The organism is Streptomyces sp. AM6-12, assembly GCF_044327085.1.
Lineage (GTDB): Bacteria > Actinomycetota > Actinomycetes > Streptomycetales > Streptomycetaceae > Streptomyces.
Genome location: NZ_JBIQWN010000001.1, coordinates 4,378,129 through 4,402,723 on the forward strand (window position 1 = coordinate 4,378,129; position 24,595 = coordinate 4,402,723).

Annotated in this window: 23 protein-coding genes, 1 tRNA gene, 1 pseudogene and 1 riboswitch; of the genes and pseudogenes, 16 read left to right on the plus strand and 9 right to left on the minus strand. The window is 71.5% G+C overall.

What is annotated here, in order from left to right; genetic code table 11:
- Nucleotides 1-20: 20 nt before the first annotated feature.
- The 5 genes from ACE4Q9_RS19890 to ACE4Q9_RS19910 all read left to right on the plus strand — a co-directional run bounded on the left by ACE4Q9_RS19890 (nt 21) and on the right by ACE4Q9_RS19910 (nt 5,609).
- On the plus strand, nt 21-1,505 hold the full coding sequence (locus tag ACE4Q9_RS19890; protein WP_397987269.1) for a protein kinase: 1,485 nt from the start codon (nt 21-23) through the stop codon (nt 1,503-1,505).
- Nucleotides 1,506-1,572: 67 nt separating this feature from the next.
- The gene (locus ACE4Q9_RS19895) at nt 1,573-2,400 is read left to right on the plus strand and encodes a glycoside hydrolase domain-containing protein (protein WP_397985576.1); all 828 of its coding nucleotides are present in this window, start codon (nt 1,573-1,575) and stop codon (nt 2,398-2,400) included.
- A 143-nt stretch (nt 2,401-2,543) separates the two neighbouring features.
- Nucleotides 2,544-3,197 (plus strand): SurA N-terminal domain-containing protein, encoded by a 654-nt coding sequence (locus ACE4Q9_RS19900; RefSeq protein ID WP_397985577.1) that lies wholly within the window; start codon nt 2,544-2,546, stop codon nt 3,195-3,197.
- A 142-nt stretch (nt 3,198-3,339) separates the two neighbouring features.
- Complete coding sequence (locus ACE4Q9_RS19905) at nt 3,340-4,329, plus strand: nucleoside triphosphate pyrophosphohydrolase (RefSeq protein WP_397985578.1); 990 nt, start codon at nt 3,340-3,342, stop codon at nt 4,327-4,329.
- Nucleotides 4,326-5,609: a cytochrome P450 gene (locus ACE4Q9_RS19910; RefSeq protein ID WP_397985579.1), complete on the plus strand. Its 1,284-nt coding sequence runs from the start codon at nt 4,326-4,328 to the stop codon at nt 5,607-5,609. The genes ACE4Q9_RS19905 and ACE4Q9_RS19910 overlap by 4 nt, the downstream gene beginning before the upstream one ends.
- An 84-nt stretch (nt 5,610-5,693) precedes the next feature.
- On the opposite strand, the gene ACE4Q9_RS19915 is transcribed toward ACE4Q9_RS19910, so the two are convergent.
- Nucleotides 5,694-6,380: a DUF899 family protein gene (locus ACE4Q9_RS19915; RefSeq protein ID WP_397985580.1), complete on the minus strand. Its 687-nt coding sequence runs from the start codon at nt 6,378-6,380 to the stop codon at nt 5,694-5,696.
- 268 nt (nt 6,381-6,648) lie between these two features.
- Between ACE4Q9_RS19915 and ACE4Q9_RS19920 the strand changes: the two genes are divergently transcribed.
- The 6 genes from ACE4Q9_RS19920 to ACE4Q9_RS19945 all read left to right on the plus strand — a co-directional run bounded on the left by ACE4Q9_RS19920 (nt 6,649) and on the right by ACE4Q9_RS19945 (nt 13,102).
- Entirely contained in the window at nt 6,649-7,764 is a 1,116-nt protein-coding gene (locus tag ACE4Q9_RS19920; RefSeq protein ID WP_397985581.1) for a transglycosylase family protein, read from the plus strand.
- A 177-nt stretch (nt 7,765-7,941) separates the two neighbouring features.
- A riboswitch (cyclic di-AMP (ydaO/yuaA leader) is annotated at nt 7,942-8,111 on the plus strand.
- A 4-nt stretch (nt 8,112-8,115) separates the two neighbouring features.
- Nucleotides 8,116-8,832, plus strand: a complete 717-nt coding sequence (locus ACE4Q9_RS19925) for a transglycosylase family protein (RefSeq protein ID WP_397985582.1) — start codon at nt 8,116-8,118, stop codon at nt 8,830-8,832.
- Between the two features lie 827 nt (nt 8,833-9,659).
- On the plus strand, nt 9,660-10,946 hold the full coding sequence (gene eno / locus ACE4Q9_RS19930; protein ID WP_397985583.1) for a phosphopyruvate hydratase: 1,287 nt from the start codon (nt 9,660-9,662) through the stop codon (nt 10,944-10,946).
- A 155-nt stretch (nt 10,947-11,101) separates the two neighbouring features.
- A complete protein-coding gene (locus ACE4Q9_RS19935) occupies nt 11,102-11,578 on the plus strand; it encodes a septum formation initiator family protein (protein WP_397985584.1) in 477 nt (158 codons plus the stop codon).
- A 46-nt stretch (nt 11,579-11,624) separates the two neighbouring features.
- Nucleotides 11,625-12,164 (plus strand): DUF501 domain-containing protein, encoded by a 540-nt coding sequence (locus tag ACE4Q9_RS19940; RefSeq protein ID WP_397985585.1) that lies wholly within the window; start codon nt 11,625-11,627, stop codon nt 12,162-12,164.
- Nucleotides 12,161-13,102, plus strand: coding sequence for an exopolyphosphatase (locus ACE4Q9_RS19945; RefSeq protein ID WP_397985586.1), 942 nt, complete (start codon nt 12,161-12,163; stop codon nt 13,100-13,102). Before ACE4Q9_RS19940 ends, ACE4Q9_RS19945 begins: the two co-directional genes overlap by 4 nt.
- A 4-nt stretch (nt 13,103-13,106) precedes the next feature.
- Here the strand turns inward: ACE4Q9_RS19945 and ACE4Q9_RS19950 are convergent, their stop codons facing one another.
- A complete protein-coding gene (locus tag ACE4Q9_RS19950) occupies nt 13,107-13,376 on the minus strand; it encodes a type II toxin-antitoxin system RelE/ParE family toxin (RefSeq protein ID WP_397985587.1) in 270 nt (89 codons plus the stop codon).
- Nucleotides 13,373-13,645: a type II toxin-antitoxin system Phd/YefM family antitoxin gene (locus tag ACE4Q9_RS19955; RefSeq protein ID WP_397985588.1), complete on the minus strand. Its 273-nt coding sequence runs from the start codon at nt 13,643-13,645 to the stop codon at nt 13,373-13,375. Before ACE4Q9_RS19955 ends, ACE4Q9_RS19950 begins: the two co-directional genes overlap by 4 nt.
- Nucleotides 13,646-14,180: 535 nt before the next feature.
- On the opposite strand from ACE4Q9_RS19955, the gene ACE4Q9_RS19960 reads away from it, so the two are divergent.
- Nucleotides 14,181-15,554: an NAD(P)/FAD-dependent oxidoreductase gene (locus ACE4Q9_RS19960; RefSeq protein WP_397985589.1), complete on the plus strand. Its 1,374-nt coding sequence runs from the start codon at nt 14,181-14,183 to the stop codon at nt 15,552-15,554.
- A gap of 220 nt (nt 15,555-15,774) precedes the next feature.
- Nucleotides 15,775-17,073: a class I SAM-dependent methyltransferase gene (locus ACE4Q9_RS19965; protein ID WP_397985590.1), complete on the plus strand. Its 1,299-nt coding sequence runs from the start codon at nt 15,775-15,777 to the stop codon at nt 17,071-17,073.
- 103 nt (nt 17,074-17,176) lie between these two features.
- Here ACE4Q9_RS19965 and ACE4Q9_RS19970 read toward each other — a convergent pair whose 3' ends face one another.
- A complete protein-coding gene (locus ACE4Q9_RS19970) occupies nt 17,177-19,702 on the minus strand; it encodes an ABC transporter permease (RefSeq protein WP_397985591.1) in 2,526 nt (841 codons plus the stop codon).
- Nucleotides 19,702-20,472 (minus strand): ABC transporter ATP-binding protein, encoded by a 771-nt coding sequence (locus ACE4Q9_RS19975; protein ID WP_397985592.1) that lies wholly within the window; start codon nt 20,470-20,472, stop codon nt 19,702-19,704. Before ACE4Q9_RS19975 ends, ACE4Q9_RS19970 begins: the two co-directional genes overlap by 1 nt.
- Nucleotides 20,473-20,871: 399 nt before the next feature.
- On the opposite strand from ACE4Q9_RS19975, the gene ACE4Q9_RS19980 reads away from it, so the two are divergent.
- Nucleotides 20,872-20,958 (plus strand) — tRNA-Leu (locus tag ACE4Q9_RS19980).
- A gap of 275 nt (nt 20,959-21,233) precedes the next feature.
- Here the strand turns inward: ACE4Q9_RS19980 and ACE4Q9_RS19985 are convergent.
- From ACE4Q9_RS19985 to ACE4Q9_RS19995, 3 genes and pseudogenes are all read right to left on the minus strand, one after another.
- Entirely contained in the window at nt 21,234-21,956 is a 723-nt protein-coding gene (locus tag ACE4Q9_RS19985) for a carotenoid oxygenase family protein (RefSeq protein ID WP_397985593.1), read from the minus strand.
- A 94-nt stretch (nt 21,957-22,050) separates the two neighbouring features.
- Nucleotides 22,051-22,602 (minus strand): annotated as a pseudogene (locus ACE4Q9_RS19990) (carotenoid oxygenase family protein); the annotation flags it as partial.
- A 58-nt stretch (nt 22,603-22,660) separates the two neighbouring features.
- Nucleotides 22,661-22,984 (minus strand): hypothetical protein, encoded by a 324-nt coding sequence (locus ACE4Q9_RS19995; protein ID WP_397985594.1) that lies wholly within the window; start codon nt 22,982-22,984, stop codon nt 22,661-22,663.
- Nucleotides 22,985-23,020: 36 nt separating this feature from the next.
- Between ACE4Q9_RS19995 and ACE4Q9_RS20000 the strand changes: the two genes are divergently transcribed.
- Nucleotides 23,021-23,167, plus strand: coding sequence for a hypothetical protein (locus tag ACE4Q9_RS20000; protein WP_397985595.1), 147 nt, complete (start codon nt 23,021-23,023; stop codon nt 23,165-23,167).
- A gap of 165 nt (nt 23,168-23,332) precedes the next feature.
- Complete coding sequence (locus ACE4Q9_RS20005; protein ID WP_397985596.1) at nt 23,333-24,226, plus strand: Bax inhibitor-1/YccA family protein; 894 nt, start codon at nt 23,333-23,335, stop codon at nt 24,224-24,226.
- A 94-nt stretch (nt 24,227-24,320) separates the two neighbouring features.
- Here the strand turns inward: ACE4Q9_RS20005 and ACE4Q9_RS20010 are convergent, their stop codons facing one another.
- Complete coding sequence (locus ACE4Q9_RS20010) at nt 24,321-24,551, minus strand: DUF4287 domain-containing protein (protein ID WP_397985597.1); 231 nt, start codon at nt 24,549-24,551, stop codon at nt 24,321-24,323.
- Nucleotides 24,552-24,595 lie beyond the last annotated feature (44 nt).

Consider the following 24,595-nt stretch of genomic DNA (forward strand, 5'->3'; position numbering starts at 1 on the left):
TGGTCGCCGACCGCTACGAAATGTCCACCCTGATCGGCCAGGGCGGCATGGGCCAGGTGTGGACGGCGTACGACCGGCGGCTCGACCGGCGCGTGGCCGTGAAGCTGCTGCGCCCCGACAAGGTGGCGGGCCAGGAGGCCGACGAGCTGCGCCGCCGCTTCGAGCGCGAGTGCCGGGTGACCGCACAGGTCGACCACCCCGGCCTGGTCACCGTGCACGACGCGGGCAGCGAGGGCGAGGAGCTGTTCCTCGTCATGCAGTACGTCGACGGCGCCGACCTCGCCGACCACCTCGCCGAGCACGACCCGTACCCCTGGCCGTGGGCGGTCGCGGTGGCCGCGCAGCTGTGCGCCGTGCTCAGCGCCGTACACGCCGTGCCGATCGTGCACCGCGACCTCAAGCCGCGCAATGTGATGGTCAAACAGGACGGCCTGGTCACGGTCCTCGACCTGGGCGTGGCCTCCGTCATGGACACCGACACCACCCGGCTCACCCACACCGGCTCCCCGATCGGCTCGCCCGCCTACATGGCGCCCGAGCAGGCGATGGGCGGCGCGGTCGGCCCGTACACCGACCTGTACGCGCTCGGGGTGCTGCTGCACGAACTGCTCAGCGGGGACGTGCCGTTCACCGGCGCCACCGCGCTCGGCGTGCTGCACCGCCACCTGTACGAGCCGCCGCTGCCCGTGCGCCGGATCCGCCCCGAGGTCCCGGAGGCGTTGGAGACACTGGTGCTGCGCCTGCTCGCCAAGGACCCGCAGCACCGGCCGGCCTCCGCGCAGGAGGTGTACGAGCACCTGGTGCCGCTGCTGCCCGCGCGCGGCGCACCCAGCGGTGCGCCCCTGGACCCCACGCGCCCCTTCCTGCGCCCGCACGCCCCCTGGCCCGACCGCGCCCGCACCCCCGCGCCCCGGCCCGCCCCCGCCGCACCGGCGGCCGGCAAACCCGATGTCGCCGCCGCCGTGGACGAGGTCAAACGCCTGCTGGGAGAGGGCCGTATCACCCAGGCCGTCGACATCCTGGGCGCGATCCTGCCCGCCGCGGCCGAACAGCACGGCGAGCACTCCCCGGTGGTGCGCACCCTGCGCAAGCAGTACGCGGCGACCCTCATGGACGACGGCCAGTACCGGCGCGCGCTGCCCGAACTGCGCCGCCTCGCCGACGAACGCGCCGCCGAGGCCGGCCAGGCCGATCCGGCGTCCCTGCGCTTCCGCTACGAGGCCGCGCAATGCCTCGAACAGCTCGGCGAACCGGCGGCGGCGCTCGCCGAGTACCGCGCCCTGCTGCCGTACTACGAGAACCAGTACGTCTCCGGCGACCCGCGGCAGGCCCACGAGGTGCGCCGGCGCATCGGCCATCTGCTGCTCGCCCTCGGCGACCGGCCCGCCGCACACGACACGCTCGCCCGCCTGGTACTGGACGTGGAACGCCTCGGCGGTCCCGGTCATCCGATGGCCGTCGAGATCCGCCGCACCCTGCACTGGCTGGGCCAGGTGGGCGGCTAGAGTCATCCGGCGGCCTACGGCTGTTCGAACACGGAAATCGCACCGAGGACCATCAGGGGTGGGCACCATGGCCGGACACCGGCAGTCCAGGAAGCGCAGACACATCACCTGGGCGGTGGCGGGCGCCGCCGTCGTCGCCGGGGCCGGCCTCGCCGCGCAGACCTCCATGGCCGCCACCACCTGGCCGGCCCAGAAGACCTTCACCGGCCGGGCGTTCGACACCTGCACCGCGCCCTCGCTGCCCACCATGAAGGCCTGGCACACCGGCTTCTACGGCGCCGCCGCCATCTACGTGGGCGGCAAGAACCGCGGCTGCGCCCAGCCCAGCCTCACCGCGTCCTGGGTGAAGTCCGTCAGCTCCCTCGGCTGGAAGCTCGTCCCGCTCTACGTCGGCGCCCAGCCGCCCTGCCGGTCCGGCGCCAACCCGGAGAAGATGACCGCCGCCAACGCCGCCGTCCTCGGCAAGCAGGACGCCACCGACGCCGTCACCAGGGCCGCCGCCCTCGGCATGAAGGCGGGCAGCCCGGTCTACCTCGACATGGAGGGGTATGACAGCACGAACACGTCGTGCAACACGGCCGTGCTGACGTACGTGCGCGCGTTCGACAAGCAGTTGCACGCCAAGACGTACCGGACCGGGTTCTACGGCTTCACCAGCTCCAGCGCCAAGGCGATCGCCACCGCCTCCGACAAGACGGATCTGCCGGGCAACCTCTGGTACGCGCTGTACGACAAGCAGAACACGACGACCACCGACTGGCCGTGGGGCGCCACGCAGTACACCGGGCACAGCCGCGGCCACCAGTACATGGTCAACAGCAAGGAGACGCACGGCGGCGTGACGCTCACCGTGGACCGCGACGCCTGGGACGGGCCGGTGGCGATCACCGGCTGAGCGGTGAACCCGCGGGGGCGTGCCGGTGCCCGAAGTCGCGGTGAATCGTTGGTCGAATGGGTTGGCCGGAGCAGTGCCACTGCCTACCATCGATCACCGCAAGACTTTGTGCACCGTCGCACAAACTCCCCTTGGAGGTCTCCTTGCACCGCCGCCGTCGCACCGCGCTCGTCCTCACCGCCGCGATCGCCGCCGCGGCCCCCCTCCTGACCGCCTGCGGAAACGACGCGCATCCGGGTGCGGCGGCCGTCGTCGGCGGGCAGCGGATCACCGTCGCGCAGCTGGAGAGCCGGGTCGACGAGGTCCGCGACGCCCAGCGGGCCGCGGTGCCCGACCAGGGCCAGTACCAGCAGGTGGTCGCCCAGACCAGCGGCCTGACCCGCGACACCCTGCACAACATGGTCCTGGACCGGGTGATCCACCGCGCCGCGCGGGACGCCGGCGTCTCGGTCACCCCCAAGGAGGTCCAGCAGCTGCGTGCCGGCCTGGAGCAGCAGGCGGGCGGCTCCAAGGGCCTCCAGAACGCCTGGCTCCAGAAGTACGGCATCGCCCCCGCGCACCTGGACGAGAACCTCCGCCTCCAGCTGGAGGCGCAGAAGCTCGCGGCCCGGCTCGGCACCGACACCAGCCGGCCCGCCTTCTGGAAGGCCCTCGCCAAGGCGTCCGGGGAACTGCACATCGACGTCAACCCGCGCTACGGCACCTGGGACGTGCAAAAGAGCAGCCGGGTGGACGCGAAGACGCCGTGGGTACGGGAGGTCACGTCGGTGTCGGCCGGCACGCCGGTGACGGCGTAGGCGGTGTCGGCGGTGTCGGCGGTCCTGGCGTAGGCGGTGCGACCGCGGGGACCGGCGGCCTGGCAGGCATACGATCACACGACTCCCTCGCCCCTGTGGACAACCGGACCCGCTCGTCGGGGCGGTGGGTTACTTTCGGATCGTGAACGCATCCAACCCCGCCGCCGGCCCCGGCCGCATCGTCCTCCTCACCACCAGCCACCGCGTCGCCCCCGGCCTGCTCTCCTGGCCCGCCTGGCAGGCGCTGCGCGCCGCCGACGCCGTGCTGTGCGCGGACGGCGCCCATCCGCAGCTGCCGTATCTGCGGGAGGCCGGTATAGCGGTGTCCGAGGCGGCGCCCACGGCTCAGGAGCTGGTCGACAGCTGTGCCGGGGGGCGGGCGGTGGTGGTCGTGGCGACGGGTGAGGGGGAGCCCGCCCTCACCGACGGCCTGGCCCGGCTGGCCGGCTCCGGCCGGGTCGCCATGCCCGAGCTGGAGCTGCTGCCCGCCTCGTACGACCTGCCCGGCGCCCGCCTGCTGGACCTCGTCCAGGTCATGGACCGCATCCGCGTCGAGTGCCCCTGGTCCTCCCGGCAGACCCACGAGGGCCTCGCCAAGTACGGCATCGAGGAGGCGTACGAACTGGTCGAGGCGATCGAGACCGGCGACCGTGAGGAGCTGCGCGAGGAGCTGGGCGACGTCCTCCTCCAGGTCGTCTTCCACTCCCGGATCGCCGAGGAGCACCCGCAGACCCCGTTCTCCATCGACGACGTGGCCGGCGGCATCGTCGCCAAGCTCATCCACCGCCACCCCCATGTCTTCGGCGACGCGACGGCACAGACCCCGGAGGACGTCAAGGCGCACTGGCTGCGCACCAAGGCCGAGGAGAAGCGCCGCACCTCCGTCACCGAGGGCATCCCGCTCGGCCAGCCCGGCCTCGCCCTCGCCGCCAAGCTCGCCTCCCGCGCCCGCACCGCCGGCCTCGACGTCCCCCTGCCCCAGGGCGACGACATCGGCTACGCCCTGCTCGCCCTCGCCGCCCGGGCCGAAGCCGCCGGCACGGACCCGGAAACCGCCCTGCGCGCCGCGGCCCGGACGTACCGGGACGCGATACGGAAGGCCGAGGGGCTGCCGGATACCGTCGAGGAGTGACCGACCAGCTTCGCCCCGATGACCCCGCGCCCGCCGCTCCCGAGCTGTTCACCTGGGAGTTCGCGGCCGACCCCTACCCGGCGTACGCATGGCTGCGCGAGCACGCGCCCGTGCGGCGGACGCGGTTGCCCAGCGGGGTGGAGGCATGGCTGGTCACGCGGTACGCGGACGCCCGGCAGGCACTGGCCGACCAGCGGCTGAGCAAGAACCCGGCGCATCACGACGAACCCGAGCACGCCAAGGGCAAGACCGGCATTCCGGGCGAGCGCAAGGCCGAGCTGATGACGCACCTGCTGAACATCGACCCGCCGGACCACACCCGGCTGCGCCGGCTGGTCAGCAAGGCGTTCACCCCCCGCCGGGTCGCCGAGTTCGCGGACCGGGTGCAGGAGCTGACCGACCAGCTCATCGACCGGTTCGCCGAGTGCGGCTGTGCCGACCTCATCCACGAGTTCGCCTTCCCGCTCCCCATCTACGCCATCTGCGACCTGCTCGGCGTCCCGCGCGAGGACCAGGACGACTTCCGGGACTGGGCGGGCATGATGATCCGGCACGGAGGAGGCCCCCGCGGCGGCGTCGCCCGGTCGGTGAAGAAGATGCGCGGCTACCTCGCCGAGCTGATCCACAAGAAGCGCGAGGCGCTGCCCGCCGAGCCCGCGCCAGGCGAGGACCTGATCTCCGGCCTCATCCGCGCCTCGGACCACGGCGAGCACCTCACCGAGAACGAGGCCGCGGCGATGGCCTTCATCCTCCTGTTCGCCGGCTTCGAGACCACCGTCAACCTCATCGGCAACGGCACCTACGCCCTGCTCACCCACCCCGAGCAGCGCCACCGCCTCCAGGCGGCCCTCGCCCGCGGCGACGAGGAACTGCTGGCCACCGGGGTGGAGGAACTGCTGCGCTACGACGGCCCGGTGGAGCTGGCCACCTGGCGGTTCGCCACCGAGCCGCTCACCATCGGCGGACAGCGGATCGAGCCCGGCGACCCGGTGCTCGTCGTCCTGGCCGCCGCCGACCGGGACCCGGAGCGGTTCGAGGACCCGGACACGCTGGACCTCGGCCGCCGGGACAACCAGCACCTCGGGTACGGCCACGGCATCCACTACTGCCTGGGTGCCCCGCTCGCCCGCCTGGAGGGGCAGAAGGCGCTGGCCACGCTGCTGACCCGGCTGCCCGACCTGCGGCTCGCCGCCGACCCGGCCGACCTGCGCTGGCGCGGCGGACTCATCATGCGGGGACTGCGCACCCTCCCGGTGGAGTTCACCCCGCCCGCCCGGTAGTCCAGACCCGCCGAGCAGTCGGGGCGCGCCGAGTAGCCGGGGCCGCGCTCGGGAGCCCCGGCCCGCTCAGTAGTCCAGGCCCGCTCAGTAGTCCAGGCCCGCGAACCAGTCGCCCCGGCCGCCCGGCGTCAGGTCGAGCAGATGCCAGACGGGATTGAGGAGATCGAGGCCGCGCTGGTCGATGTCCTCGGCCATCCGGGGGCGCGCGGAGTAGAAGTGCCGGACCGCGCCGTCCGCGTCCCGGCTGAAGACCGAGACGGTCGAGTCCTGGCCGCCGTCCTCGTCCTCGCTGCCCAGGTCGTACTTGAAGGTGCTGTCCCCGGCGCTGAGCAGCCGCAGCCGGGACCAGCCGCGGGCGCGCGCGTGCCGGCGCAGGTCGGCCGGATCGGCGGCGGCCACCACCACCAGGTCGGCGTTCCGCGCCACATGGTGGGCGACGCCGTCGAAGCCGTCGAGCCACAGGGTGCACATCGGGCAGGGGGAGGTCTGCCGCTTGCCGTACATGAAGTGGTAGACGAGCAGAGGCCGCTGCGGACCGCCGGTGAACAGCTCCCGCAGACGGACCTCGCGCACCGGCGTGTCGCCCGCCTCCAGGTCGGCGGGGCCCTCCAGGAAGACGTAGTCGCCGACCTCGGCCCCCGGCGGCAGCGACCGGCGCAGCGCCGCGACCCGCTCGCGCTGCCGCATCAGCTCGATCTCGGCGCCGCGCAGCTCCTCGCGGGCGGCGAGGTACTCCGCGGACTCACCGTGCAACCGGGTGTGCCGCATCATGTGTCCTCCTGGGTGAACAGCCCCCCGGAATCAGGTCGGTTCCATGGTTCCGGCGCCGCGCGCCCCGGAGCCGAGGCGTCGCCGTGCCCGACGGGTGATGCGGAAGATGACGCAGCGGAGGGACGAACGTTCACCTCTGTGATCTTCGCGTGATCTCCGCGGCATGAACTTGTGACAAGTGATCGTGTGCCGATACCTTCACCCCTCAGCGCGGCGGGCCCGCATCATCCGCCGCGCCGGTCCCCGCCGTCGCTCGAAAGGCTCCCGCATGATCTCCGGGAACGGTCGTCACCGCCGCCCCCGTCAGGCCCCGGCCCTCCTCGTCGCGGCCGGCGTGACCGGCTCCGCCATCGCCATCCCGCTGCTCGGCGCCGCGAGTGCCCACGCGGCCGACGGCACCACCTGGGACAAGGTCGCCAACTGCGAGAGCGGCGGCGCCTGGAGCGCCGACACCGGCAACGGGTACTACGGCGGCCTCCAGATATCCCAGGACGACTGGGCCGCGTACGGCGGGACGCAGTACGCCTCCTCCGCCGACCAGGCCAGCCGCTCGCAGCAGATCGCCGTGGCCGAGAAGATCCTCAAGGACAAGGGCACCACGCCCTGGGCCACCTGCGCCCTGCTGTCCGGACTGACCTCGAACTCCGGTTCGGTGAGCGTCGATCCGGGTGTCGGCGACGGTGACAGCGGCAACGGCAGCGGCCAGACCGGCGGCACGACCGACCCGTCCGGGCTGCCCGACCCCTCTTCCCCGGCCGGCACGCCGAGCGGCGACCAGGACGGCTCCGGCTCCGGTTCCGGTTCCGGCAAGGCGTCCACCGGCTCGTCCGGCTCGTCCGACCCCTCCTCTTCGCCGAGCCACGGCTCAGGCACCGGCGCCGGCTCCGGCAAGCAGACCGGCAAGCACGCGAGCCCGCAGCCGGGCAAGCACACCGGCACGCCCGGCCCGGACCCTGCCGACCCGTCCGGCCCGTCCTCCTCGGACCCCTCCGCCTCCACCCCGCCGTCCGCGCCGGCCCACGGCTCCGGAACGCCGGCACCCTCCACCGGTACCCCCGCCAACCCCCAGCAGGCCGCCGGTACTTGGAACCTGGTCGACACCGGGGCCCTCGGCGGCGGGCGCCACCGCGGTGGCCACGCGGACGAAGGCACGGCAAACGGGCAGAACGGCTCCACCTCGGGCCAGCACGCGACCCACGGGCCGGACAGCTACACCGTCCGCCAGGGCGACTCGCTGAGCGCCATCGCCGACTCCCTTGACGTCGACGGCGGATGGCATGCGCTCTACGCCGCGAACAAGAAGGTCGTGGGCGCCGACCCGAACCACATCACCGCCGGTCAGACCCTGAAAGTCGGTGACGAAACGGGCGCGGGCCAGGGCTAGTTGACGCCCCACTTGATCGCTAAATGTCCGGTTTGGCGAAAGTGTGGGATGAGTCTCAGAAGCCCTGATCGTCTTTGAAATTCCGCGGATCACCTGGCTACGGTCAAGGCCGCTCGTCACCACGAGCCCCGGCGGCCGCAACGCCGAATCCTGCCAGCGGCTGCCCGGGAACAGTCGTCGCGTCAAGCGCCGCAGGCAGGAGCGGGGGACCCAAGGTAGGCGCCGGGCCCGGCAGTTGTTGCCGGACCGGCTTGGGGTGAAGCCACGCCTCCGGAAGGAGGGGTGGCCGGGCAACTCAACCGGCCCGAACCCGACAGCTCACCTCGCAGGCGTCGGTGAGGGGATCGTTCCATGCTGTTTTCCGGCAAGGGCAAGCACCGTCGTCCGTCCAAGGCCGTCCGCGCCGTCACGCTCGCCGGTGTCACCGGTGCCGCCGTGGCCGCTCCGCTGATGGCGGCCGGCAGCGCCTCCGCCGCCACCGCTTCCCAGTGGGACACCGTCGCCCAGTGCGAGTCCGGCGGCAACTGGGCCATCAACACCGGCAACGGTTACTACGGCGGCCTCCAGTTCTCCGCCTCCACCTGGGCCGCGTACGGCGGCACCGCCTACGCGCCGACCGCCGACAAGGCCAGCAAGTCGCAGCAGATCTCCGTCGCCGAGAAGGTCCTGGCCGCGCAGGGCAAGGGCGCCTGGCCGGTCTGCGGCACGGGCCTGACCGGCACCCCGTACAACGGCTCCGCCCCGACGACCACGTCGTCGTCCGGCACCGCCACCCGCTCCACGGACCAGCAGGCCGCCACCCGCTCCACCGAGCGCACCGCCCCGGCCCCGTCCAAGTCCACGAGCACGTCCACCGGCTCGTCCACGGGCAAGACCGTCACCACCCCGACCGGCAAGAAGGTCAAGAAGGGCGACGGCGAGTACAAGGTGGTCACGGGTGACACCCTCAGCTCCATCGCGGCCGCGCACCACGTGGCCGGCGGCTGGAAGAAGCTGTTCGACCTGAACAAGGACATCATCGACAACGCCGACCTGATCTACCCGGGTCAGCAGCTCCACCTGAAGTAACCCGGCCCGGCCACGGCCGCGGCGAGCTCCGCAGGGGGCTCGCCCGGCGGCCCGGCCGCGGGGTGCTTCCCCGGACGCCCGGACCCGGCCGGCGGACCGGGGCGCCCGACTCCGCTCACCCCGCCCGGCTCCGCTCACCCCGCCCGGCTCCGCTCACCCCGCCCGGCTCCGCTCACCGGCCCGGTTCCGCTCACCCGGCCCGACGGGCCCCTCGCAGGGGGTAGCCCCCGACGTCGTACGCCCGGTGTCGTACCCCCGACGCCCTCGACGCCGCGCTCCCGATAGGCCCCGACGGCCCGCCCCCGGTGGCCCCGAGGGGCCTCGCCCCTGGCGACCCGCCCCAACGGTCCAGGGGCCACCCACCCCCGGCGGGTCCCCCGGGCCCCAGGCCCCCCCCGGCGGGCCCCAGGCTCCATGCCCCAGGCCCACCCCCAGCGGGCCCCCAGGCTCCATGCCTCAGGCCCACCCCCGGCGGACCCCACGCCCCATCCCAAGGCGGGTCCCCCAAGCCCCCCCCGGCGGGCCCCCCAAGCCCCCCCCCGGCGGGCCCCCCAAGCCCCAGGCCCCGCCCCCGTCCCCCCAACCCCCCCACCCCGGCGCGATTCCCCCGTTCGCGCAGGGGTGGGGTCTTGCGTTCTGCCAGTCCAGCCGGGCCTCCTCCGGGCCCCCTTTGTTCCGGTGGTGAACAATGGGTACCGTCTGCGTGTCCCCGTCGCTCACCAGACGGTCGGTCGGTGGTCCGCGACGCCGGGACGGTTAGGCTCTAGTCGCAAGGGCGCAGCCGCACGGCCGCCTCCCGCACTTCCAGCGTCACATCCAAGAAGGAGATGCTCGTGCCGTCCATCGACGTCGTCGTAGCCCGGGAAATCCTGGACTCCCGAGGCAACCCCACGGTCGAGGTCGAGGTCGGCCTCGACGATGGCAGCACCGGTCGTGCCGCCGTCCCGTCCGGCGCCTCCACCGGCGCCTTCGAGGCCATCGAGCTGCGCGACGGTGACCCCAACCGCTACCAGGGCAAGGGTGTCGAGAAGGCCGTCCTCGCCGTCATCGAGCAGATCGGCCCGGAGCTGGTCGGCTACGACGCCACCGAGCAGCGTCTGATCGACCAGGCCATGTTCGACCTGGACGCCACCGACAACAAGGGCTCGCTCGGCGCCAACGCCATCCTCGGCGTCTCCCTGGCCGTCGCGCACGCCGCCTCCGAGGCGTCCGACCTGCCCCTCTTCCGCTACCTGGGCGGCCCCAACGCGCACCTGCTGCCGGTGCCGATGATGAACATCCTGAACGGCGGCTCGCACGCCGACTCCAACGTGGACATCCAGGAGTTCATGATCGCCCCGATCGGCGCGGAGTCCTTCTCCGAGGCGCTGCGCTGGGGTGCCGAGGTCTACCACACCCTCAAGAAGGTCCTGAAGGGCAAGGGCCTGGCCACCGGTCTCGGTGACGAGGGCGGCTTCGCCCCGAACCTCGGCTCCAACCGCGAGGCCCTGGACCTGATCCTGGAGGCCATCAAGGAAGCCGGGTACGCGCCCGGCGAGCAGATCGCCCTCGCCCTCGACGTCGCCGCCTCCGAGTTCTACAAGGACGGCAAGTACCTCTTCGAGGGCAAGGAGCGCTCCGCCGCCGAGATGACGGAGTACTACGAGGAGCTGGTGGCGGCCTACCCGCTGGTCTCCATCGAGGACCCGCTGTTCGAGGACGACTGGGCCGGCTGGAAGATCATCACCGACAAGCTCGGCGACAAGGTCCAGCTCGTCGGCGACGACCTGTTCGTCACCAACCCCGAGCGCCTGGCCCGGGGCATCGAGGAGGGCACCGCCAACGCCCTGCTCGTCAAGGTCAACCAGATCGGCTCGCTGACCGAGACCCTGGACGCCGTCGAGCTGGCCCAGCGCAACGGCTTCAAGTGCATGATGTCCCACCGCTCCGGCGAGACCGAGGACGTCACCATCGCCGACCTGGCCGTCGCCACCAACTGCGGCCAGATCAAGACCGGCGCCCCGGCCCGCTCCGAGCGCGTCGCCAAGTACAACCAGCTGCTGCGCATCGAGGAGATCCTGGACGACGCCGCGGTGTACGCCGGCCGCAGCGCCTTCCCGCGCTTCAAGGGCTGAGCCGACCCCGCCGGGCCGCCCGCCGGGCCGCCCCCCGGGCCACCTCTTGGCCAGTCGTACGTACGTCCCCGTACCCGGTCCCGTACCGTGTCCGGGGACGTACGCACGTGTGCGACCGCCGGACAACGGCGTGAAAGGGGAGGCGGAGAGCCGACATGGCCGCAAGGGACCGGGACCGTTTCTCCACCGCGACCAGGCTGCGGCTGCTCGGCGAGCAGACCGCGGCCCGCGTCTACCGCTCGCAGACCAAGCGGCAGGCGCGCCGCTCCCGGCTGACCGGCCGCGCCGCGCTGCTCGCGCTGGTGCTGTGCTCGCTGGTGGTCGCGCTCGCCTACCCGATGCGGCAGTACGTCTCCCAGCGCGCCCAGATCTCCGACCTCCAGCGGCAGCAGGCCGAGGCCCGCGAACGCGTCGAACAACTGCGCGACCTCAAGGCGCGCTGGCAGGACGACGCCTATGCCGAGCAGCAGATCCGCAAACGTCTGCACTATGTGATGCCCGGCGAGACCGGGTACGTGGTGGTCGATCCGGGCGCGGCCCGGCAGTCCCGCACCGATCTCCGGGCCGCCCACCGGCCCTGGTACACCAACATCTGGGACGGGGTCGACAAGTCCGACGCCTCCGCCCAGTGACCGGCCCCCCGCCGGTGACCCACAGAAAGCCACTCTGAAAGCAGTCATGGAAACCCCTCCGCCGCCCACCCCGCGCACCGAGCCCACCGACGCGGACGTCGAGGCCTTCAAGCAGCAGCTCGGCCGTCCCCCGCGGGGCCTGCGCGCCATCGCGCACCGCTGCCCGTGCGGTCAGCCGGACGTCGTGGAGACGGCGCCGCGCCTGCCCGACGGCACGCCCTTCCCGACGCTGTACTACCTGACGTGCCCCAAGGCCGCCTCGGCCATCGGCACGCTGGAGGCGAACGGCGTCATGAAGGAGATGACCGAACGCCTGAAGACCGACCCGGAGCTGGCCGCCGCCTACCGGGCCGCGCACGAGGACTACATCCGGCGCCGGGACGAGATCGAGGTCCTGGCCGGCTTCCCGAGCGCGGGCGGCATGCCGGACCGGGTGAAGTGCCTGCACGTCCTGGTCGGCCACTCGCTGGCCGCGGGCCCCGGCGTCAACCCGCTCGGCGACGAGGCGATCGCGATGCTGCCGGAGTGGTGGCGCAAGGGCGCGTGCGTGACGCTCGCGCAGGACCCGAAGGAGGAGGCGCGGTGACCAGGGTCGCGGCGATCGACTGCGGTACGAACTCCATCCGGCTGCTGGTCGCGGACGCGGACCCGGCGACCGGCGAACTGACCGACCTGGACCGCCGGATGACCATCGTGCGGCTCGGCCAGGGCGTCGACCGCACCGGCAGGCTCGCCCCGGAGGCGCTGGAGCGCACCTTCGCCGCGTGCCGGGAGTACGCCGAGATCATCAAGGAGCACGGCGCCGAGCGGCTGCGCTTCGTCGCCACCTCCGCGTCCCGCGACGCCGAGAACCGCGACGACTTCGTGCGCGGCGTGCTGGACATCCTCGGTGTGGAGCCGGAGGTCATCACCGGCGACCAGGAGGCCGAGTTCTCCTTCACCGGCGCGACCAGGGAGCTGGCGGGCCGTACGGATCTCGCCAGGCCCTATCTGGTGGTGGACATCGGCGGCGGCTCCACCGAGTTCGTCGTCGGCGACGACCGGGTGCGGGCCGCGCGTTCCGTGGACATCGGCTGTGTGCGGATGACCGAACGGCACCTGGTGCACGGCGGCGAGGTCTCCGACCCGCCCACCGGAGAGCAGATCACCGCGATCCGCGCCGACGTCGAGGCCGCGCTGGACCTCGCCGAGCGGACGGTCCCGCTGCGCGAGGCGCGCACCCTGGTCGGTCTGGCCGGCTCGGTCACCACCGTCTCGGCCATCGCCCAGGACCTGCCGGAGTACGACTCCGCGCGCATCCACCACTCCCGGATCCCGTACGCCCGCGTCCGCGAGATCACCGAGCGCCTGCTGCACTCCACACACGCCGAACGCGCCGCCATCCCCTCCATGCATCCGGGGCGCGTCGACGTCATCGGCGCCGGCTCCCTGATCCTCCTCGCGATCATGGAGCGCACGGGCGCCGAGGAGGTCGTCGTCAGCGAACACGACATCCTCGACGGCATCGCCTGGTCTTTGACCTGATCGCCTACAGATCGCGGTACACGTCCCGCCGGTCGCCCACCTTGACGACGAGGATGACGAGTTCACCATCGTCGACCTGGTAGGCGACCCTGTAGCTTCCGACCCGGAGCCGGTAGAGCCCGGACGGGCCGGTGAGCTTCTTGACGTCGGCGTCCTCGCGATACGGGTCGTCACCGAGCACGGTCAGCGCGGTCAGGATGCGCATGGCGTCGGGTCGGCTGACGGCCCGGAGCTGCCGCTGCGCCGCCGTGGTGAATCGGAAGGCGTACTTCACGCCGCCTCGCCGTCCTGCTCGGTGAACAGGTCGGCCAGCAGTTCCGCCATCGTCACGGTGGGGCCGCCCTCGGCCAGGATCGCTTCGGCTTCGCGGGCCAGCATGACGTCAGCCGCTTCCTCCAGCGCTTCGAAGTCCGCGATCGGAACCACTGCCGCCACCGGAGCGCCGTTGCGCGTGATGACGGTAGGAACGCCTTCCTCGGCCCGATTGATGTGGTCGGCAAGGTGCGCGCGGGCTTCCCGTACGGTCACAGTGTTCTCAGTCATGAAGCGAGTGTACGCGTCACCGTGTACACGCCGCGGGGCTTCAGAGTCGCGTGCGCGAGCCCTCCTCGCGAGACCGCCCGGCGCCGCGGGGCCGCCCGTTCTTACCGGCCAGTAGCATCCGCCTGAGCAGGTCCGATAACGTTTGAGCGCCTTCGGGGGGTCCCGCGGGGCCCCTCGTTCACACCCCCGTGGAAACCTTCGTGAAGTTCTTCACAAGGAAATGGGCCCCGATCGTCGCCCGGAGGGGGCCGCTTGGCCCTTCCGGGGGGTCAAAACCCGTTTGAACATGTTCAGATGAGGCGCGCAAAGATGGCCGGAAGGAGGGGTTCCGCGGACCGCTCCGGAGTCCCTACGATCACCTCGCGGGATCGGAGCAGCAGCTCACACGGCCTTGACAACGGTACGAACCGCCTCGCGGTTCCCCCTGCCCGACATGATCTGCGTCACGCGGGCCGCGGAGTTTAGCACAGCCCCTCCAGAAGCTTGTGAAGGGGCGCACGAGGCACCCCCCTTGAGCGGGTGGATACTCGATGCCATGAGCACCACGGAGCGTCCCAGGATCCTCGTAGTAGGCGGTGGGTACGTAGGCCTGTACGCAGCTCGGCGCATTCTCAAGAAGATGCGCTACGGCGAGGCGACCGTCACGGTCGTCGACCCCCGGTCGTACATGACCTACCAGCCCTTCCTCCCCGAAGCCGCCGCCGGCAGCATCTCCCCTCGCCACGTCGTCGTCCCGCTGCGACGCGTGCTGCCGAAGGCGGAGATCCTCACCGGTCGGGTCACCACCATCGACCAGGACCGCAAGGTCGCCACCATCGCCCCCCTCGTGGGCGAGGCGTACGAGCTGCCGTTCGACTACCTGGTCATCGCCATGGGCGCGGTCTCCCGCACCTTCCCGATCCCCGGCCTCGCCGAGCAGGGCATCGGCATGAAGGGCATCGAGGAGTCCATCGGCCTGCGCAACCACGTCCTGGAGCAGCTGGACAAGGCCGACTCCACGACCGACGAGGAGATCCGCCGCAAGGCGCTCACCTTCGTCTTCATCGGCGGTGGCTTCGCGGGCGCGGAGACCATCGGCGAGGTCGAGGACATGGCCCGCGACGCGGCCAAGTACTACAAGAACGTCTCCCGCGAGGACATGCGGTTCGTCCTCGTGGACGCCGCGGACAAGATCCTTCCCGAGGTCGGCCCCAAGCTCGGCCAGTACGGCAAGGAGCACCTGGAGAGCCGGGGCGTGGAGATCTACCTCTCCACCTCGATGGACTCGTGCGTCGACGGCCACGTGGTCCTCAAGAACGGCCTCGAGGTCGACGCCAACACGATCGTGTGGACCGCCGGCGTCAAGCCGAACCCGGCGCTGTCCCGCTTCGGTCTGCCCCTCGGTCCGCGCGGCCACGTCGACTGCGAGCCCACGCTCCAGGTCAAGGGCACCGACTACATCTGGGCCGCGGGCGACAACGCCCAGGTCCCGGACCTGGTCGGCCGCAAGGCGGGCAACGAGAACGCCTGGTGCCCGCCGAACGCCCAGCACGCGCTGCGCCAGGCCAAGGTCCTCGGCGACAACGTGGTCTCCGGCATGCGGGGCTTCCCGCAGAAGGAGTACGAGCACGCCAACAAGGGCGCGGTCGCCGGTCTCGGCCTGCACAAGGGCGTGGCGATGATCGTCCTGGGCAAGACCAAGATCAAGCTCAAGGGCCGTCTCGCCTGGTACATGCACCGTGGCTACCACGGCCTGGCGATGCCGACCTGGAACCGCAAGATCCGCATCTTCGCCGACTGGACGCTGGGCATGTTCCTCAAGCGCGAGGTCGTGTCGCTGGGCGCCATGGAGAACCCCCGCGAGGAGTTCTACGAGGCCGCCAAGCCGGCGCCGGTCGCCGCCGCGAAGACCGAGGCCAAGGCTTCCTGACCACCGGTCAGCCGCCGGTCGCCTGACCACCTGAAGGACCTCCCGCCATCCGTGGTGCGGGAGGTCCTTCGGCGTTCCGGGCGGCCTCCGGCGCGGACCCATCCAGGTGGCTACTGCAACTATTTTGCCCAGTCGTAACTCCTTCGCGGGACTGTGCGGAAGGCTCCACGGTGTTTACGTGGTATCCGGCATCCGGGATCTCGTCTTGGAGGTGTGCGTCATGGCCGACGCCGCGTCGCGGCTGAGCAGTCTTGCCGAGCAGGTACTGGGGGCCCCGCTCCCGGTGCGGCTGCGGGCCTGGGACGGATCGCAGGCCGGGCCCCCGGGCGCTCCCACGCTCGTCGTGCGCAACCGGCGCGCGCTGCGCCGCATCATCTTCAAACCGGGGGAGTTGGGTCTCGCCCGCGCCTGGGTCGCCGGCGACCTGGCCATCGAGGGCGACCTGTACACGGCGCTGGACGCCATGGCGGGACTGATCTGGGAGCGCGGCGAGGACGACCGTACGCTGCTCCAGGCGCTGCGCGACCCCGCCGTACGGGCCGCGGGCCGCGAGCTGCTGAAGCTCGCCGGGCCGCCCATCCCGCCCGCACCCCCCGCGGAGGAGGTCCGCAGGCACCGCCATCTGCACACCCGGCACAGCGACAGACGGGCCATCAGCCACCACTACGACGTCGGCAACGACTTCTACGAGCTGGTCCTCGGCCCCTCGATGGTGTACTCCTGTGCCTACTGGGAGTCCTTCGGCGAGGGTGCCACCCTGGAGGACGCCCAGCGCGACAAGCTCGAACTGGTCTGCCGCAAGCTCGGTCTGCAGGAGGGTCAGCGGCTGCTGGACGTCGGCTGCGGCTGGGGCTCCATGGCCCTGCACGCGGCCCGTGAGCACGGCGTGCGCGTCGTGGGCGTCACCCTCTCCCAGGAGCAGGCCGGCTACGCCCGCAAGCGCATCGCGGACGAGGGCCTGACCGACAGGGTGGAGATCAGGGTCCAGGACTACCGGGACGTCTCCGACGGCCCCTTCGACGCCATCTCCTCCATCGGCATGGCCGAACACGTGGGCGCCGAACGGTATCTGGAGTACGCGCGCCAGTTGTACGGCCTGCTCAAGCCCGGCGGCCGGCTGCTCAACCACCAGATCGCCCGCCGCCCGCAGACCGACGAATCGGCGTACAGCGTCGACGAGTTCATCGACGCCTACGTCTTCCCGGACGGCGAGCTGGCCCCCATCGGCACCACCGTCACCCAGCTGGAGCGCGCCGGCTTCGAGGTGCGCGACGTGGAGGCGCTGCGCGAGCACTACGGCCGCACCCTGCGCCAGTGGGTGGCCAACCTGGAGGCCGGCTGGGACCGCGCGGTCCGGCTGACCAGCCCCGGCCGGGCGCGCGTGTGGCAGCTGTACATGGCCGCCTCCGCGCTCGCCTTCGAGCACAACCGCATCGGCGTCAACCAGGTCCTCGCGGTGCGCACCCCGGTCTCGGGCGCCTCGGTGCTGCCGCCGCGCACCCGCACCTGGCAGGTCTGAACCCGGCGGTACGACGAGGGGCCCCGCTCCGGTGACGGAACGGGGCCCCTGCCGGTGCCGGACGAGCGTGAGGTCGTACAGCATCGTGGCGTACGGCCGTCCGCTACTCGGCCTTGATGGCGGACAGCATGTTCAGCCTGGCCGCGCGGCGGGCCGGCCACAGGGCGGCCAGGATGCCGACCACGCCCGCGAGCAGCAGGAAGACCGCCAGCCGGCCCCAGGGCAGGACCAGTTCGTACGTGGGCATCTTGGTGCCGAGCAGCTCACCGGCCGCCCAGCCGAAGAACACGCCGAGACCGATGCCGAGCACCCCACCGAAGACGGAGATCACCAGGGACTCCAGCCGGACCATCCGCTTGACCGATCGGCGGTCCAGGCCGATCGCGCGGAGCATGCCGATCTCCTGGGAGCGCTCGAACACCGACATCGCCAGGGTGTTGACGACGCCGAGGACCGCGACGATCACCGCCATGCCGAGCAGGCCGTAGACCATGTTCAGCATCATGGTGAAGGCCTGGGCGATGCCGTCGGAGATGTCCTTCTTGTCCTGGATCTTGATCGCCGGGTTGGTGCCCAGGGCGCTGGCCAGCCGGTCCTTGGTCGCGGTCGAGGCGCCGTCCGCCGTCTTGACCATGACCTGCATGTCGGTGGGCCGGCTCAGATGCGGGGTGAGCACCTTGTTGTCGAGCATGATGCCGCGGATCATCTCGTTGCCGTCGTAGATCCCGGCGACCGTGAAGGTGTGCGCCCTGCCGTCCTCGAAGTGGGCGCTGAAGTGCGAGCCGGGCGTCCAGCCGTACTCCTTGGCCTGGTCCTTGTCCACGACGATGCGGTCGCCGCCGACCGTGAAGCTGCCCCGGTCCATCTTCAGGTCCGTCAGTTCGGCGATGGACGCGCCGTCCACGCCGGTCACGAACTCGGTCTTGCCGTCGATCCGGGTCTCGGCGTTGCGCAGCGGGCTGCTGGCGGTGACGCCGTCGGTGGCGGCGATCTTGCGCGCCACGTCCGGGGAGAGCGCGGAGCCGTTCGCCATGGAGACCACGTAGTCGGCGCGGATCGCGGAGGCGGCCATCTTGTCGATGGACGACTGGAGGCTGCCCGCCATCACCGTCATGCCGGTGATCAGGGTCAGGCCGATCATCAGCGCGGAGGCGGTGGCCGCCGTACGGCGCGGGTTGCGCACCGAGTTCTGGCGGGCCAGCTTGCCCGACACGCCGAACGCGCGCAGCAGCGGGGCGGCTGCCGCGATCAGCGGGCGGGACAGCAGCGGGGTCAGCACGAACACACCGATGATCAGCAGGACGGCGCCGAGACCCATCGGGCCCTCCCCGGCGGAGGCCTCCATCGACGTGGCGGCGACGATCACCACGGCACCGGCCGCCGTGAACAGCGCGCCGATCGTGTTGCGCAGCACCAGCGACTTGGTGGTCGCGCGGGCGTGCACGCTGTTCATCGCCGCCACCGGCGGGATCTTGGCGGCGCGGCGGCCGGGCAGCCAGGCGGCGAGCATGGTGACGAGGACGCCGACCGCGAGGGCGGCCACCACGGTCCCCGGACTGATCACGAGCGGCCCGTCGGGCATGCTCGCGCCGAAGGAGCCCACCAGGGCGCGCAGTCCGGCGCCGATGCCGATGCCGGCGACGAGGCCGGCCACACCGGCGACCGCGCCGACCACGAACGCCTCGATCAGCACCGAGCGGGTGACCTGGCGGCGGGAGGCGCCGACCGCCCGCAGCAGGGCCAGCTCCTTGGTGCGCTGGGCGACCAGCATGCTGAAGGTGTTGGCGATGATGAACGTGCCGACGAACAGGGCGATCCCGGCGAAGACCAGCAGGCCCTCCTTCATGCTGCTCATCGAGTCGGCGATGGTCCGCGCCTGGTCGGCGGCGAGCTTGTGGCCGGTGGTGGTCTCCACCTGGTGGGCGGGCAGTGCCTTGTCGAGCGCGTCCTTGAGCGCGGCCTGGGTGGTGCCCGGCTGCGCCTTGACGTCGATCTCGTCGTAGCCCTTCTTGTGGAACAGTTTCTGCGCGGTCGGCGTGTCGAACAGGGCGAGGCTGCCGCCCGCGGTCACGTTGCCGTCGTCGGTGGTGAAGATGCCCGCGACGGTCGGGGTGAGCACGGGACCGTCGACGGAGAGCCGCACGGTGTCGCCGACCTTGTAGCCGGCCCGCTGGGCGGTCTTGGCGTCGAGCAGCACCTCGTGCGCGCCGTGCGGGGCGTGTCCGCTGGTCAGCGGGTACCGGGCGTCCTTGGTGCCCCAGTAGTTGCCGCCGCGGGACTGCCAGTCGCCGCCGACCAGCTTGCCGTGCTTGTCCGCGACGGCGGTGAAGCCGCCGACCACACCGGTGGCGGAGGCGGCGCCGGGCACCCTGGCGGCCTTGTCGAGTACGGCCCGGGTCAGGTCGGGCGTCCGGCCGACCTTGTCGCCCTCTGAGTCCTGGTACTCCGCCGTGACGGCGACGTCGACCTGGTCGAAGCCCTTGGCGGAGCTGTTCTGGTAGGCGTCGGAGATGGTGTTGGTGAAGACGAGCGTCCCGGAGACGAAGGCCACGCCGAGCATCACGGCGAGCACCGTCATCAGCAGCCGGGCCTTGTGCGCGAGGACGTTGCGCAGGGCGGTGCGGAACATCAGCTGGTACGGCCCTTCGCGTCGAACTGCTTCATCGTGTCGAGGACCGAGTCGGCGGTCGGGCCGTACAGCTCGTCCACGATCCGGCCGTCGGCCAGGAAGATCACCCGGTCCGCGTAGGCGGCGGCCACCGGGTCGTGGGTGACCATGACCACGGTCTGGCCCAGCTCGCGCACGGAGTTGCGCAGGAAGCCGAGGACCTCGGCGCCGGAGCGCGAGTCGAGGTTTCCGGTCGGCTCGTCACCGAAGATGATGTCCGGCTTGGAAGCGAGGGCGCGGGCGACGGCGACGCGCTGCTGCTGGCCGCCGGAGAGCTGGGACGGCCGGTGGCTCAGCCGCCCGGACAGGCCCACCATCGAGATGACCTGGTCCAGCCAGGCCTTGTCGGGCTTGCGCCCGGCGATGTCCATCGGGAGGGTGATGTTCTCCAGCGCGGTCAGGGTCGGCAGCAGGTTGAACGCCTGGAAGATGAAGCCGATCTTGTCCCGGCGCAACTTGGTGAGCTGCGTGTCCTTCAGGGAGCCCAGCTCGGTGTCGCCGATGCGCACGGAGCCGGAGGAGAAGGTGTCGAGGCCGGCCACGCAGTGCATCAGGGTGGACTTGCCGGAGCCCGAGGGGCCCATGATCGCGGTGAACTCGGCCTGCCGGAAGTCGACGGAGACCCGGTCCAGGGCGACCACCCGGGTCTCACCCTGCCCGTAGATCTTCGACAGCTCCGTGGCGCGGGCGGCCACGGCGGTGGCCGTGCCTGCGGTGGGTGTGGTGGTCACGGGACGGTGCTCCTCGGGACGATGGGGTCGTGGGGACCGCTCCATCCTCCCGGCGTCCGGAGCGCGGGAAGTCAGCCGCTGTTCCGGTTCACGGGGGCGACTCGGGTCGGACCACGGGGCGCCGCGTCATACCTGGGGAGGACGCCGGACCCTGAGACCGGGGGGAGGGAGCCCGGCGCCGAGAACGGGGGGAGCGCCCTTCTTCAGACGGTGAAATTCCGTCATTCCGCATACACGTGCACGTGCGTCACGTCACGCTATTGGCAAGTGCGGATGGCCAGTTCCGTGGTCTGATGCACCCTCAGACATCAATAAAATAAGACAACATCGGTCCGCCGTTCCGCTGTTCGGGGGAGGCGTCCCGATAGGCTCAAACCCTCGAAGCGGAGCCCATGGCCTGCCCGGATGGTGGAATGCAGACACGGCGAGCTTAAACCTCGCTGCCCCTTCGCGGGCGTGCCGGTTCAAGTCCGGCTCCGGGCACCAACCCTTCCACGCCGCGTGACCGCGGAGACGGCCCTACGGGGCCGTTTTTCGGTCCTCGCGCAGGAGTGCGAAGAGATCACGATGCCCCCCGCTACCCGCCGCGGCACACGCCCGAGAGCCGCCTTGCGCGCGCTCGCCCGCCTCGCTATATGCAGGTCGTCCGCGTCGTTGTACGACGGTCGCTTAACGACGGTCGCTTAACGACGGTCGCCCGCGGGCTCCGGGGCGCCGGTTCGGCGGCGTCGTTCCGGGGCCCGCGGGCGGGGTCCGATGGGTCACTCGGTCCCGTCGGCCACCCAGCTGCCGTGGATGCCGGTCGGCACGCGGCGCGGCATCTCCACGGCGGCCAGCTGCTTCATGTCCCGCGCGTCGAGCACCAGCAGCTCCGAACCATGGTCGCTGCCGTGGGACACCATGGACAGCAGATAACCGGCGTCCTCTTCCGTGCCGTCCTGGGCGGGCACGAACACGGCCTCACCGGGTGAGGTGCCCGCCCCGGTGCCGAACGTCCGGGCCGTGCCCGCGTGGGTGTCGTACTTCAGGAGGGCGTTCTCGGTGACCGTGTAGAGGTAGCGGCTGTACCGCCCGGTCCGTTCGTCGTTGATGGTCGGGATCTCCACGCCCCGCTCGTCCAGCGCCTCCTCGTGCGCCCTGCCCGTGGCGGGGTCGAGCCGCCAGCGGTACACCTGGCCGCCCTGGGTCTCACCGAGCAGCCAGCCCGGATCGGCCAGCGGGTGGTCGACCCGGCCGCCCATCGCCTGCCACATCCGGTCGTAGGAGGACCGGTTGTAGCGCACCGCCTCCAGGACGACCCGGCCGGCGGCGTCCTCATGGGCGTTGCCGACGTGGAAGACGTAGCAGGGGGCGATGTCGGACCAGCGCACCTCGCCCGCGCGGTCGCGGCGCATCAGACCCAGCCGGGCGCCGTAGCCGTCGTCCCAGCGCATCGGCATGGCGCCGCCGGCCTGCCGGAGGTCGAAGAGGACGGGCAGGTCCATCCATATGACGTAGTTCTCGGTGATCGCGAAGTTGCATCATCGTGCCCGCGGGCACGGTGATCTCCTTGCTCTCCACCAGTTCGCCCGCCGCCGACAGCCGGTGGTAGGTGAGGTAGGGAGGGACCGCGCTGTAGCCGAAGAACAGCAGCTCGCCGGTGACCGGGTCCTCCTTGGGGTGGGCGGTCATCGCGGTGGTGAGCCGTCCGCCGAAGTCGCAGGGACCGACCGTCTCCAGCTCGCCGGTGACCTGGTAGGGCAGTCCGTTCTCGACCAGCGCGAACAGCTTGTCGGCGTGCTCGATCACATGGGTGTTCGCGCTCACCGCGGTCAGGTCGAGCGTCCCGTCCGCGCGCTTGTACGGCGCCCCCGAGAACTTGCTCGTCCGCACCCAGCGGTTGCGGTACCACTCGGCGCGCCCGTTGCGCAGCCGGACACCGTGCAGCAGGCCGTTGCCGGTGAACAGGTGGCCGGGGACCTCCCCCGGCCGCGGGTTGGGGCCATTGCGCAGGTAGCGGCCGTTCAGCTCGGGCGGCAGGGTGCCGGTGACCTTCAGGTCGAAGCCGTCGATCTCGTCGGTGACGGGGGCGTAGTGGCCGACGAGGTACGGCGTGCTCGCCTCGGCGGTGTGGTCCGGTGTGGTGGCCATGGTTCCTTCCGTTCGTCCGGTGCGGGTGGTGCGGTGCCCTGGTGTGCCGCGCGGGTCGTCAGACCAGGGAGCTGAGGGAGGCCGACGCGCTGGTGCTGTCGGCGGGGTCGCGGCGCGGAGCCGGCAGGAAGAGGACCGCGAGGAAGGTGGCCCCGGCGCCGATGACGGAGAGCCAGGGCAGGGCGCTGGCGGTACCGGCGGCCTGTGCCTGGTGCAGCCCCTCGCGGAGATGGCCGGTGAAGGCGTCGCTGTAGAGCGTCCCGGCGATGGCCAGGGCGACGGAGCCGCCGATCTGGCGGAAGAAGGTGACGTTGGAGCTGGCGGTGCCGAGGTCGGCAGGGTCGACGTTGGACTGCACGACGATGGTCAGTCCGGACAGCATGGGGCCGATGCCGAGGCCGATCAGCTCCGGGAGGAGGTGGCGGCCCGCACGAAGCCGGACAGTCCGGTCTTCGGGGGCTACGCGCTGGACCTGGGCGTGCGTACGGCCCGGATGATGCGGGACTGGGCGGCCGACACCGCGGCGGAGATCGAACGGCGCGCCGCCGGGGGTCCGGTCAGGTAGCAAGTTCGTCATGGAAGGCGATCACCCGTGGCCGGGACGTACCGCTCCGCGTAGCGTGTGGGTCGACCCGGCAGGGGAAAGATCCTCCTCAGGTAGCATGATCGATCCTTTGCCAATCCATTACGCTTGAGCCAAGGCCGCGCGAGGCGGCCATGGAGGAGTGAGATGAGGAGCAGCAACCCGGTCTTCTCGCGACGGGGCTTCAGCCGCGACCACGGCTACGCCGGCTTCAACACCGCACCGCAGGCCGGGTACGCAGGAGCCGACCCGTACGCGCAGAACCCGTACGCGCAAGGTGCCCAGACCCCGCAGAACCCGTACGCCCACACCGGCTACGGACAGCCGGGCGTCCAGTACGGCGCCCCGCCGCAGGCCCCGGCCGGCACCGGTCGGATGACCATGGACGACGTCGTCGTCCGCTCGGCGATGACGCTCGGTACCGTCGCGCTGGGCGCCGTTCTCGCCTGGGCCCTGCTGCCGGTCTCGCCCACGAGCTACGGCCTGGCCGTCGGCTCCGCGCTGATCGCGTTCGTCCTGGCCATGGTTCAGAACTTCAAGCGCACCCCGGTGCCCGCGCTGATCCTCGGATACGCGGCCTTCGAGGGCGTCTTCCTCGGCGTCATCAGCGAGATGTACAACAGCCGCTGGCAGGGCGCCCCCTTCCAGGCGGTGCTCGGCACCATGGCCGTCACCGGCGCCACCCTCCTCATCTACAAGGCGGGCTGGATCCGCGTCACCGCGCGCTACGCCCGCATCGGCCTCGCCATCGCGATGGCCTTCGTGGCCGTCATGCTGGTCAATCTGCTGCTGGTCGCGTTCGGCGTCGCCGAGGACGGCGGACTGCGCAGTTTCGGCCCGCTCGGCGCGGTCGTCGGCATCATCGCGATCCTGCTCGGCGCGTTCTTCCTGACCCTCGACTTCAAGCAGATCGAGGACGGCATCGCGTACGGCGCGCCGCGCAACGAGTCCTGGCTCGCCGCGTTCGGACTCACCGTCACCCTGGTGTGGATCTACCTGGAGATGCTGCGCCTGGTGGCGATCTTCACCAACAACGACTAGCGACCGACAACGACCGGCGCGCGTACGGCGCGCGGTTCAGGCAAGGGCCCCGGACTCCCCGTCCGGGGCCCTTCGCCGTCCGGGGGCGGGTGGCTCAGAGCAGCTTGCGGGCCGCCCTGCGCAGGTCGTACTCGTGCACGATGGCCTTCGCGTGGCCGTACGCCAGGTCGTACTCGTGCCTCAGCCAGCTGACCTTCTCCTCGAAGCGGAACAGGGCGGGGCCGTTCTCGACGGTGCGCAGCCAGTCGGCGACCTCACGACCGGTGCAGTGCGGGATGCGGGCGAGCATATTGCGATGGGTCTCCTCGGAGAAGACTTGGGACATCGGCACCTCCGGGCGCAAAGGGGATGTAAGCCGGTCCTTCACGT